Annotated in this window: 10 protein-coding genes; all 10 read right to left on the bottom strand. The window is 45.7% G+C overall.

Annotation, left to right across the window (positions count from 1 at the left end; all coding sequences use genetic code 11):
• Position 1 precedes the first annotated feature (1 nt).
• The 10 genes from ACMQ5W_RS01275 to ACMQ5W_RS01230 all read right to left on the bottom strand — a co-directional run bounded on the left by ACMQ5W_RS01275 (position 2) and on the right by ACMQ5W_RS01230 (position 12,026).
• On the bottom strand, positions 2 to 1,192 hold the full coding sequence (locus ACMQ5W_RS01275; protein WP_419022736.1) for a YbbR-like domain-containing protein: 1,191 nt from the start codon (positions 1,190 to 1,192) through the stop codon (positions 2 to 4).
• Entirely contained in the window at positions 1,182 to 2,027 is an 846-nt protein-coding gene (gene cdaA / locus ACMQ5W_RS01270; RefSeq protein WP_148493357.1) for a diadenylate cyclase CdaA, read from the bottom strand. Before cdaA ends, ACMQ5W_RS01275 begins: the two co-directional genes overlap by 11 nt.
• Positions 2,028 to 2,130: 103 nt before the next feature.
• On the bottom strand, positions 2,131 to 2,658 hold the full coding sequence (gene hpf, locus ACMQ5W_RS01265) for a ribosome hibernation-promoting factor, HPF/YfiA family (RefSeq protein ID WP_148493358.1): 528 nt from the start codon (positions 2,656 to 2,658) through the stop codon (positions 2,131 to 2,133).
• Positions 2,659 to 3,233: 575 nt separating this feature from the next.
• Complete coding sequence (locus tag ACMQ5W_RS01260) at positions 3,234 to 3,896, bottom strand: ComF family protein (RefSeq protein ID WP_419022734.1); 663 nt, start codon at positions 3,894 to 3,896, stop codon at positions 3,234 to 3,236.
• Positions 3,893 to 6,109: an ATP-dependent RecD-like DNA helicase gene (locus tag ACMQ5W_RS01255; protein WP_419022733.1), complete on the bottom strand. Its 2,217-nt coding sequence runs from the start codon at positions 6,107 to 6,109 to the stop codon at positions 3,893 to 3,895. Before ACMQ5W_RS01255 ends, ACMQ5W_RS01260 begins: the two co-directional genes overlap by 4 nt.
• Positions 6,110 to 7,387, bottom strand: a complete 1,278-nt coding sequence (locus ACMQ5W_RS01250; RefSeq protein ID WP_419022732.1) for a hypothetical protein — start codon at positions 7,385 to 7,387, stop codon at positions 6,110 to 6,112. It abuts the gene before it with no gap.
• Positions 7,384 to 8,367: a 3'-5' exoribonuclease YhaM family protein gene (locus tag ACMQ5W_RS01245; RefSeq protein ID WP_419022731.1), complete on the bottom strand. Its 984-nt coding sequence runs from the start codon at positions 8,365 to 8,367 to the stop codon at positions 7,384 to 7,386. The genes ACMQ5W_RS01250 and ACMQ5W_RS01245 overlap by 4 nt, the downstream gene beginning before the upstream one ends.
• Before the next feature lie 151 nt (positions 8,368 to 8,518).
• On the bottom strand, positions 8,519 to 10,144 hold the full coding sequence (locus ACMQ5W_RS01240) for a HAMP domain-containing sensor histidine kinase (RefSeq protein WP_419022730.1): 1,626 nt from the start codon (positions 10,142 to 10,144) through the stop codon (positions 8,519 to 8,521).
• The gene (locus ACMQ5W_RS01235) at positions 10,119 to 10,805 is read right to left on the bottom strand and encodes a response regulator transcription factor (RefSeq protein ID WP_148493364.1); all 687 of its coding nucleotides are present in this window, start codon (positions 10,803 to 10,805) and stop codon (positions 10,119 to 10,121) included. Before ACMQ5W_RS01235 ends, ACMQ5W_RS01240 begins: the two co-directional genes overlap by 26 nt.
• Before the next feature lie 291 nt (positions 10,806 to 11,096).
• Entirely contained in the window at positions 11,097 to 12,026 is a 930-nt protein-coding gene (locus ACMQ5W_RS01230; protein WP_419022729.1) for a hypothetical protein, read from the bottom strand.
• Between the last annotated feature and the right edge of the window lie 133 nt (positions 12,027 to 12,159).

Here is a 12,159-nt window from a genome sequence, read left to right as displayed (position 1 = left end):
TCTATTCTATCGTTACTCTAATTTTTTCCGGACTGATTTCCATAGATGAATATGTCTTCTCACAAGTGACGATCAAATCCACCTGATGGTTTCCTTCTTCCAGGTCACCCAAATCAGCAGAAAGGCGCAGATCACTCTTCTTAATCGCTGCAATCGCGTCCTCTGTTCCTTTTATCACAATTTCAATTTTTCCAGCCTTGACCTGTCCTTTCAGATCATCACTCAGACCTGTCAAATCCACATCGCCCTCGTCAAAAGTAAAGGTCTTACTAGAAAGGGCCTGGATTTTGACTATGAGAATCAAGGAACTCGATTGGTCTGAAATCTGTATCTTATCTGGTAAAATCGGAACCAGGTCGATGGACGTATCTTCAGTGATATCGGTAATATCTACTTCTTGTGTCTTAATGGAATCGATGTCTGCGAGATCACTGCTCTTTCCCTTGATTGTAATCGTCTTCGGTACCGTGGTGCTTTTCTCCAGGGTATCTCCAGCATCATCGTTAATCGGTACGACCAAAGGCACCGTCTTCGTCTTTGCCAGTTCTGCAGTGACAGAGACAGACTTTGCTGAAAGGTCGACCTTCTCCACTTCGTTGCCTTCTTTGTCCACAGGCGTCAATTCGGTCTTGATTGTCTTCAGCTTATCTGTAACCTTCCCCTCGGCAACGACAGCCTTGACGCTGGTCACCTTATTGACCAGTGAAGACGGTCCGCTGACAATCACCGATTCGCGGCTCATCTCTACTGTAATCGGTTCTTCTTCGCTGTCAAAATGACCTTGGTAATCAACGTCAATATCGACTTCTTTGGACTTATTATTCTCCACCACAACGGTGACTTTGTTGATGCTCTTGTCTTCTATTTCCACGTTGTCCGGCACTCTCACATTGATCTTCAGTTCATTCTTTCCTTTTGCGGCGTCAGCAAGATCGACAACTGCAGTGATATCTTTTTCGCTGATCTTGTTGATATTGCTTCTAGTTCCACTCAAAGTGACACTCATCGTATCAGCGCTGGTTTCTAAAACTGCCAAATTGCTGTCTGTCAGAACTTCGCCGTTGATGAATGTAATGGGAATGTCCCTAAAAGTCTTCGTATCGGTAGGATTTGTCTCACCGATAACATATGCCCATAATCCAATTGCTATGATAAGGGAGAGAATGATATTAAACTTTTTGTTATTTAGCATCTTTCTTCCTCCCTATCTTGTCAAATATTTTGCTGAACTTGAAGGAGTCGTCGTCATTGCCTGAAAGATACAGATTCAGCAATGTCTTTTCTACAGTTTTTGTATCTAAAAACCTAGTCAATTTACCGTCAATGGCCATAGAGATAATCCCTGTCTCTTCACTGACGATGATGGCGATTGCGTCGGAGTTCTCCGTGATCCCGATGCCCGCCCGATGTCTCGTACCCAGACTCTTGTTCAAGTTCTTATTTCCGGTAAGCGGCAGCACGCAGCCTGCAGCAAAAATCTTATCTCCCCTGATGATGACAGCGCCGTCGTGAAGGGGCGCGCCTTCATAAAAGATATTGCCTAAAAGCTGTGATGTAATATCAGCATTGACTTCCGTTCCCGTCTCTGCAATATCAGAAAGTGCTGTTTCCCGTTCCAGAATGATTAAAGCGCCTGTCTTAGTGCTCGAAAAAGAGTCTACAGCTTTGACGAACTCATCAGTAACCGTCTTCGCTTTTTCTTTGTCCAGTTGCCCGAACGGCGCCTTTACAATCTTGCTTCGTCCTACGTACTCCAGTCCCCTGCGCAGCTCTGGCTGAAATACTACGACCAGTGCGATCACGCCCAGTGTCATAGTTCCCCTCAATATCCAGTTCAGTGCATACAGGTTCAGAATGTCCGACAGGAAAAAAGCCACAACTAATACCAGCAGACCTTTTACAAGCTGCTGGGCTCTCGTCTCCCTGATAAATCCAAGTATCTTATACACGATAAAGGATACAATTAAAATATCCAAAACGTCGTTGATTCCAATACTTGCAATGATGTTGTCAAAAAAATCCTTCATATATCTATCCCCTTATACGTATTACACTAATTTTACAGTAAAAGGCTCAAAAATTCAAGGGGGAGGACACAAAAAAGAGCCGCCTTGCGGCAGCTCGTAATAATTAGTATGTTGTTTCTAAAACCCCGTAGTTTCCATCCTTTCTGCTATATACAACATTGACACTGTCAGTTTCCATATCCAGGAAAACGAAGAAATCGTGCTGAAGCATCTCCATTTCAAGGATCGCTTCGTCAATAGTCATCGGCGCAAGTTCGAATTTCTTGGTTCTCACTACCTTAACCTCTTCAACTTCTTCTTCCATTTCTGGAAGCGTCTCAAATCTCACTGACTTGTTGTCATTGTATCTTCTCTGAAGTTTACCCTTAAATCTTGACATCTGGCTCGATAGCTTATCGACTACCTTGTCGATTCCTTCGTAGATGTCTGGAACGACTTCTTCTGCTCTGAATACAGCTCCCTTGGCATTAATCGTCGCTTCGATTTTGTCCCTGCCTCTCTCCTGAGATAATACTACATTTACAGTAATGTCGTCTGAGAAATACTTTCCTAATTTATCAAATTTCTTTTCCATTGTGTCCTGTAAATGTTTGTAAGTGTTAAAATTCTTACCTGTGATGATTACCTTCATTTGATGACCTCCTTAGTTGCCTCAGGGCCTTCCGGCCATAAGTTATTTTGTTGGTAATAGTATACCATAGTTTTCTGAAAAATCATACAGAAATTTTCAAAACGCAAAAACGGCAACTCTCGCTGCCTCATAGAAAAACGGCATTGCAGTTGTCTGGCTGACCTGGTCTTTGCCCCCACACTCGCCTTTACCGGGATTTTCCCGAGGACTTACATCTAAGCTACGCCATGATCACTGCCGCTCTAGCGGATCAGCTTACGTGGATCCCTTTGCCCGTAACTGGCATGGATTTTCAACCACAGACCCAGACAACTGCAATGCCGTCTTATTCATTTTTTGCTATATAGCCACTTTTTGAAAATTTGAGTATAAATTCTCGCCCGTCATCATGGTTAACGCTTCCATTATTGCCATCTTTTATGCAATGTATTGTCTATAACATGTTAAAAAGGGCTGTTTTCGCCAAAATACATGTAAGTAATTTCCAATTTTTATACTCAAAATCAAAAAAACCGCTTAAAAAGTTAAACTTTTTCGGCTGCTTCTAAGCCGACCCTTGCCTGCAAGCCCGCTGCTTACCTGGCCGCAAAGGCAAGCAAATACACGTCTGCAGCACCGGCCCTTCGCAGAGCGTCATAGCATTCCAATGCCGTGCTGCCGGTGGTATAGAAATCGTCAATCAGCAGAATCGACTTTCCCTCTAGCATTTTAACATACTTTTCGTTTACTGCAAACTTCCCTTTAACATTTTGCCTGCGTTCTGTCGGGTTCAAGCCCCTCATGGGCAGGGTATTCCCCGTGCGCAGAAGGCCATGGGCAACATGGGGTCTCGATACCAGGCGTCCCAGATATTTGCCGATCAGCGCGGCGTGGTTGAAGCCTCGTTCCCGCTCCTTTGCTGCAAACATGGGCACCGGCACGATTGCATCATAAGAGAGTTCCGTCAAAGATAACCGATCTGCCATGATCTGCGCAATATCTCTGGCAATATACGTTTTGCCGTTATATTTGAGGGCAAAGATCAAGGTTCTCTCGTATAATCCGTATTCTGTACAGCGGAGGACTTTGAGGCCGCCGATATCTTTGATCGGGGAAGCATCCCACCTGATGTGGGAAATGCAGTGGTCGCACAGATTGTACGTTCTGCTCTCGTCAATGACATTGCCGCAGCAGCTGCAATAGAGCGACGGCGGATAAAGCAGTTCCAGCGCTGCATTGCCAATACTCCTTACGTTCATTGTCCCACCTCTAGCAGGCTCTCCAGCCTGTATCGCAAACCGGAATATCTCATCTTGATTCGGTTGTTGTCAATCATCGCGTTCATGCGGCCTTCCGAGCCGACGAGAACGACGATCTGCTTGCCGCGAGTAACAGCGGTGTAGAGCAGGTTCCGCGTAGCCAGCACCGGCGGAAACCAGGATATGGGCATTACGACAATGGGGAACTCGCTGCCCTGGCTTTTATGCACCGTCACCGCATAAGCCAATTCTAATTCATCCAGCTGAGAAAAGTCGTAGGTTACGTATTTATCCTCGTCAAAAATGACAGTCATCTGGTTAAATTCTTTGTCTATCTTCTCGATGAAACCCACGTCTCCATTAAAAATCCCCTGTCCTTCGGAGAAGTCCCGGCGTTTCTTCCAGCCCATCTGATAGTTGTTTTTTATCTGCATCACTTTGTCGTTTTCGCGGAACAGTTTCTCACCGAACTTTCGCTCCATCAAATCCTCCCGCGGCGGATTCAAAGCCTGCTGCAGTTCCTTGTTGAGAGAGATACTGCCCAAAGACCCTTTGCGCACTGGCGTCAAAACTTGAATATCTCTGACTGGGATGATTCCTTCGTAATAAGCAGCCAGCCGTTTGGTGACCAACTCCAGAATCAGATCCAGGATTGCTTTCTCCGAAGACCGCTCCATGAGGAAAAAATCCTTGTCCTTCCCGTTGACAAAAGGGTATTCTCCTTTGTTAATTCTGTGCGCATTGACGACGATCATGCTCTCTTCTGCCTGCCGGAAAATCTCTTTTAAGATTACCGTGTGGACGTATTCACTCTCGATGATATCGCGCAGCACATTTCCGGCGCCGACAGATGGCAGCTGATCGTAGTCGCCTACCATGATCAGGCGGGTGCCCGGTTTAATCGCATCGGTCAATCCCTGCATCAGCATCAAGTCGATCATGGAAGCCTCGTCTACGATGACCACGTCATATTTAAGAGGGTCTTCGCTTGTCTTTCCAAACTTCATCACGTCTTCGCCCTCGCAATAGTAGTATTCCAGGAGCCGGTGTATGGTAGAAGCGTAATGTCCGCTGGTCTCGGTAATCCGCTTTGCCGCCCTGCCCGTCGGCGCTGCGATGGCAACCTTGAATTCACTGTGCTCAAAGATGTTGATAATCGTATTGATAATCGTCGTCTTACCTGTACCCGGTCCGCCAGTGATGACAGAAATGCCACTGGTCAGAGAACTTTTGACAGCAGCAATCTGCTGCTCCGAGAGAACGATGCCCGTTTCCCCTTCCGTCATCTTAATCATGCTGTCGATGTCCACTGACAGAGACTTGAGGTTGGCATTTGCAATGGCCGCAATATTCTTGCAGACCTTTTGTTCCGCCAGATAGTAGAGATAGAGATAGACTACCGTCTGTCCGCCCAGATTATCAATCTGAATATCGCCTTCAAAAGCCATTGCAACCATGTTTTCGTATATCAGTTCCGTAGAAAGATCCAATAGGTCTGCCACTTTTTCACAGAGTTCCTGCTGAGGCATGTAGGTGTTGCCCTCTCCCACATAATAACTGAGGCCGTATTTGATGCCGCTGTGTATTCGGAAGGTACTCTCTTTCTCGATGCCCATCTTCTCTGCGATGGTATCCGCCTTGCGAAAACCGATGCCGTAGACTTCTTCCACCAGGCGGTAAGGATTCTCTTTGATCAATTCTGTGGCAGCAGCGCCGTAAATCTTATATAGCTTCAGGGCATAATCCGCCGAAACGCCGTATTCCTGAAAGAACATAGACACGTTTGCAAACTCTCTGTGAGCGGCAAAAGACTCCGCAATGGATTCCGCCTTCTTCGGGCCGATGCCGCTGACAAGAGACAGCCTTTCCGGCTCATGCTCCATGATTTCCAGAGTCTCCTCACCGAACTGATTGACAATGGCAGCAGCCATTTTGGGACCAATTCCCTTGATGACACCCGACGCCAAAAAACCTTCAATTCCCGCCTTTCCTGTCGGCAGCATTTCTTCGAATTCGCTGAAAGCGAACTGCTCCCCATAGGTAGGATGGATCTTGAAGGTTCCGCGCAGCTTGTAGCCGCTTCCTTTTACGCAGGACGGAAGACAGCCGACCACAGTAAAATACTCGTCCTCTGTCTCCATCACTGCAATGGTATAGCCATTTTCTTCGTTATGAAAAATGATTTCTGTAATAATACCCTGTTTTTCTTCCATTTACTTTATCCATTTAACGTATCTCGTCTTTGCTGCAAACTTGTTTTTGGAAAACTTCTTGGCCGCTTTCAGCAAGATCTCTCTCTTGTTGTCCTTGGCATCCTTGTGGACCACTGAGACCACCAGTTCCAACAGCTCCTGCGCTTTTTCTGGAGAATCGGTAATGCCTGCCTCCATGATATCGTTGGCGTCGATGACCAAATCCTCCGCAAAGACAGGGGCATGGCTGCTCTTGATGACCTGCATATAGTAATTTCGAGCTTCAATCTTGTTTGCTGGCTGATCATAGACGATGCGCTGCGCCTTTGACAGATTGTGCAGATAGTTATAAATTTCCGAACCGTGTTTATGCAGGTAGCGTTTGAAGGTCAATTCGTCCACGAGGAAGTTGATGTCGATCATCTCGTTCAATGCCGTTATCAGTTTCTTTTTTGTCTTTTCGTCAAAGTTGAGATATTCGATGGCCGCAATGCTTCTTTTCTTCGAAAATGCCGTATACAGCAGTCCCAGACGGCGGGTGCGCACCGGTCTCGTCTTGTCGATGTTCTTGCAGACCGTATGGAAAGAACGCATATCTGATTTGGACAGCTTATTCGATACTTCTTCGCTCAAAACGGCTGCCATCAGACCAGTTCCCCCCATCATATTCAGCCCTTTGCCCGCATTATCAGAAACCAAAATCCGCTCCAGCTGCACTCTGATGGCGTTGACATCGTAGTCCAGCAAAAGCCGCCAGTTTGCCACAATTGCATCGTAGACTTCTTTCTGAAGGTCGAACCCCATCTCTGCAGCCAATCTGACTGCCTCCATCATTTTGATCGGTTCTTCTTTGAACAGCCGATCTGGATCAGAAATAGCTCTCACCAGCTTTTTCTTAATATCTTCTCTGCCGCCGTATGGATCCACAAAAGTCCGATCTGGATTGTCAGCCATGGCATCAACGGTGAAGCCACTCCTTCCCATCTCATCTTCAATGGTGCCTTCCATATGATGAATGTCTAATACGGATCCTTCCAGATGGGAAGGCTCGTCCTCGTCTTTTCCTTTCACTTCATATGTAAAGTCGATACGCATCACTGGCGATTCTCCGCTTATGATATTTCCCTTTGGGAAGAATCTCTGCAAATCATCCATGGAAGCCTTCGTTACCAGATCCCAGTCGTAGGCCGGTACGCCGCGTATCAAATCTCTGACGCAATCACCTACCGCATAGGTCTCAAAGCCTTCCTTTTCCAAGGTCTTCAGGGTTGAAAGCACATCTTTGTCAAATTTAATCACTTCTGCATCCTCCGTTTTCTTTCGTCCATCGGTTTGTATAATCTTCTATTGTCCAGGGTCCACACTCGGTCCGAAAACTCACCCGGGGCAATGCCATCGAGAGCATTTTCCATATCGAACATCCTGGCATCTAAAATATCTAAATAGTGCAATACCTCCGCTTCCGGAAACAACGGCTTCTTAGGGCTGCCAAACTCCGGTTCGTAATGGTGTGAAAGAATCATATGTTCCAGCATCAAAGCCTTTTCTCTCGGAAAACCAAGTTCTTCTGTGACCTTGTCTAAGAATTTGATACCCTGCACGATGTGTCCCAGCAACTGTCCCTCGAAGGAATATCCTGGGGAAATACCGTATTCGTTGGACTCAATCTCGTTGAGTTTTTCGATATCGTGGAGGATCACTCCCGCAGCGACCATATCCTGATTCAGGTAAGTATAAATCTGACACACCGCAAGGCCTGTCATCAGCATTCTCTTCACATGGTAAAGCAGCCCGCCATACTCTGCATGGTGGTTCTTGGAAGCTGCCGGATAATACATCAGCTTGGTCTTATTATCGGTTAAAACCTTGGTACAGAGCTTGCGCAGATCCTGGTCCTCCATTTCGTCTGCGACCTTATAGATGAAGTCATACATATCCTCAGACTTTTCCGGAGCTGCCTTGATATAATCTGCTATTTCAAGCTGATCTTCTGCATTGCACAGGCGGATTCTGCCAATCCGAAGCTGCGTCTGTCCCTGCCAATCTGTGACTTGCGCTCTGACTTTGATGATATCGCCTTCCTTAATCTGGGTAAGCATTTCTATCTCACTTTCGGCGATGTCCCATTTCTTGGAGTTGACTTCCCCAGTCTTATCTCCCAGGAGCACGTCGAAATACTGTTTCTTGTTGGCGCCCACCTTGATGCCGGCGCTTTTCACCATAAAAAAATCCGTAACTTCTGTCTGATTTCTCAAATCTGCTGCGTAATATTGTTTCATTCTATATTCTCCATAAATGTAATCAAAAAAATCACTGTACTAGTAGACATTATAATACAAATCTGCCAATTAGTATAGTAATTAATTGTGAAGATATTTCCCCATATGTAAAAGAGGGGGCACGATTTCTCATGCCCCCGAAGGATTCAATTTATAGTTCCATATCAAAATCAGATGTCTCTGGCCTCTGCGCTTTATTCAGGGCTACGCTGGCCTTGAACAGGTCGCCGTCGATGGTGATTTCAAACCATCCGCCCATCAGTTTCGTCAAATCCTTAGCGATGGACAGCCCCAGGCCGCTGCCTTCGGTGTTTCTCGATTCGTCGCCTCGTTTAAACCGCTCCATCAGCTCATCTGCACTGATGTTTAACTGCTCCTTGGACATATTCTTGACTTCCAAAACAATCATGCCAGCTTTTTCTACGATGTCCATGTAGACTCTGCTGCCCGGAAGTGCGTATTTGCTGACATTGACCAGGAGGTTCTCGATGACTCTCCATAGAAGCTGACCATCCGCCATCACAAAGACCGTGTCAGCTTTGTTGGTGAAGATGACGTCTAAATTATTTGCCGACAGCCGCTCTTCCAATTCTCCCAAAGCCTGGTTGACGATGGAGGTCATTTCAATCCTGCCGATATCTACCGGAATTGCCCCGCTGGAAGCCTTTGCCGCTTCGAAGAGATCCTCTGTCAGCTTCTGCAGCCGTTTGGTCTTCTCCTCGATGATGTCCAGGTACTCTGGTGCATTCTCGCTGTCAAGTCCCTCTGTTTTGAGGAGATCCACATAGGACACCATGGAAGTCAGAGGTGTTTTCAAGTCGTGAGATACGTTAGAGATCAGATCCGTCTTCATCCTCTGGTTCTTCAGTTCGTTCTGCACCGCAATACTGGTCGCTTCAGAAATTTCGTTGATGCTCATGGCCAGGCGATCCAGTTCGCCGTTATCGTCCACTGGAATCTTATAATCCAAGTTCCCTCTTTTCACCTCATCAACACCCTTTTTGATTGCCTGGTATTTGTGCACATACTTCGGTACGAAAATGAAGATCAAAATCAGCACCGGGATGATGCCGAACCAGGTGGCAGACAAGAGACAGCCTCCGAGGAGAACCACCATAGCTTTCCAAAAGATGCCTTCACTCTCTTTCGCCGCGTCATAAATGTAACAGCAGACCTTGCCGATAATAGTATGCCTCCAAAAAGCACCTGCCTTTATTTTTTTCACTAATGAGAGAAGGACGATCAAAGTCAGAGATACCAAGACAAGGGTAGCAAGGACAGCGAAGAAGACTTCCAGCCACATCGGTTCAAATCCTGAATCGTAGACTTTATACCAGTCGTTGTATGCCTTCAGCTGATCCTTTGACAGATATTCTAACAGCCCCTCATACCAGCCGCTTCTAGAGATGACATCTATGTGCAGCATACAGAGCATTCCTGTAAAAAATACGGCAAAGCCGCCGCCGACAATCTGCAGATCCGTGAATAGCCGGTCAAACCAATTGAGGCTGATCTTCCCATCCTCGTCTCTGGCACCTGTTTTCCACATTGCCAGAACCAGCGTGACGATGGCCGCAAGCACTGCTGTCACTTCCACCATCCATAAAAGCGATATTTGATCGCTGATCTCCGGGATTTCATTCTCCCAGGCATAGTTCAAATTGTACGCCAGCGCCAGCATACAGCCGACGATGACAGCCGCAGTAACAGCGGCTACGCATATGACACTGCTGACAAAGCAGATTGTGCCTTTATAGTTTTTCAATTTTGTATCCAATTCCCCACACCACCTTCAAATATTTTGGATTTTTAGGATTAATTTCAATTTTTTCTCTGATTCTTCTGATGTGGACAGCTACGGTATTCTCCGGATTGTACGCCGGTTCATTCCACACATTTTCGTAAATCTGTTCCATGGAGAAAACTTTTCCTGCATTCTCCGTCAGAAGCTTTAGGATACCGAACTCGGTCGGTGTCACTGTGACATATTCCCCATCTATCGTCACAGTTTTTTCCCCATCATCGATCACAAGTCCCCCTGTTTTGTAAACCCCACTTTTTTTCTCCATGCTGCCCAGGTCTACGTACCTCCGCAATTGGGATTTGACTCTGGCAATCAGCTCCAATGGATTGAAAGGTTTTGTGATATAGTCATCGGCACCTACGTTGAGACCTGTGATCTTGTCGTAGTCCTCCGACTTTGCTGAAAGCATGATAATTGGTATGTTTTTCTCTTCTCTGATTTTCATGGTCGCCTGCACGCCATCCATCTTCGGCATCATGACGTCCATGATGATCAAATGCACCTGCTGGCTCCTGGCAATGTTTAATGCTTCTACCCCATCAAAAGCTTTAAACACCGTATATCCCTCATTCCTCAGATAAATCTCTATGGCGCCGGCAATTTCTTTATCGTCATCGCAAACCAATATGTTCATAAAACCTTTCTCCTTTCGTTTACAAGTTTATATTAATCCTTAAATATTACAAAGCGGTAATGGTATTTCTTACGAAATTCTTAATAAATTTTAACACAAGTTGCAGATGCTTTCAAATGCAAGAAAAAAATGGAACAGGATGCATCTCGTTCCACTGGCAAACCTTATTATCCCTTTTGTATCATAAATATAAGTGTGACGTTGAAACTGGAAATCAAAAAGCGCAATTTCCTGTGAATCAAAAAAGAACCCCGTCAATCCAGGGTCCTAATCAGTCAAAACAATGTCTGCTTATTTTTGAATCTCTTCTTTCGCCTTTTCCACTGCATCGTTCATATCGGCTTTCAGGCTCCTATACTCTTTCGTATGTTTAAACCGATTGACCACATCCTTTGTGAAGGCATCCCAATCATTAAAGTGTTCCTCATAGAATTTGTTCACAATATAACGTACACGATAGACCTCGGCATTTTCTTTGACAGATTCCTCATAAGTCATCCCTGACTTTTGAAGCGCTTTCTCATACACTTCAAAGTTTTCCGCTTCTTCTGCTTCGGAAATAAGATCATCCATATACTTGTCTAACTCTTTGGCTGTAACGACAAGGTCGTGTTCGTCTGCGTACCAAGTGAAAGCAGCATCCTCGATAAATTCGTCTTTTGCCTGCGAAACAGCCTCTCCCTCTGGCATTGCTGTGAACAATTTGCCCGCGATAGCGGTATAAAACCAGCCACTCGCCCGATCCTTCATATCCATGCCTTTTTTCTGAATCGTATAAAGGGCTGTAAGCCGCTCTTCATCCGTGAGCTTTGTATCGCCGAAATAACCTGTCCACTCACAAACCCAGGTTTCTTCACTGTTACCCTCTTTAGCGGTTATCATCAGCTGCTTGTCCTTGCCATGAAAAACATAACGTCTGCCATCTTTTCCCTCAAAACACAACGCGCCATCCTTTTTCTGCAATTCTCCCGTCTGGTCCTGTCCGTAGCCGTCCCAAAAACGATAGCCACCATCTTTATCAATTGCCAGTGCGGCGGCGTTTCCTTCCTCACTGATCAGCTTACCCTCCTGCCAGATTTCCTTCGGCTGCCACATCCCTGCAAGACGGCCTGGATCGGCGATCTGATCGTCCTCGCCTGAATGGATAAATGCAGAGACGATTACGACTGCTGCGATGAGCACAGCTAATAGAATCAATCCTTGTTTTTTCTTTTCTGCCATTTTCATCACCCTCTTACCTTTTCTACTTAATATCTTACGCTCTATACTATGTAAAAGTCAATATATTGATCAGAGAATTAAGAATTATTAAGAAATTTGCAGAAAAATACCCCGGACATTTTATAGATGCCGG

It is taken from the genome of Emergencia sp., from assembly GCF_048465375.1.
Taxonomy (GTDB): Bacteria; Bacillota; Clostridia; order Peptostreptococcales; family Anaerovoracaceae; genus Senimuribacter.
This window is presented reverse-complemented; position numbering and strand designations above follow the sequence as displayed.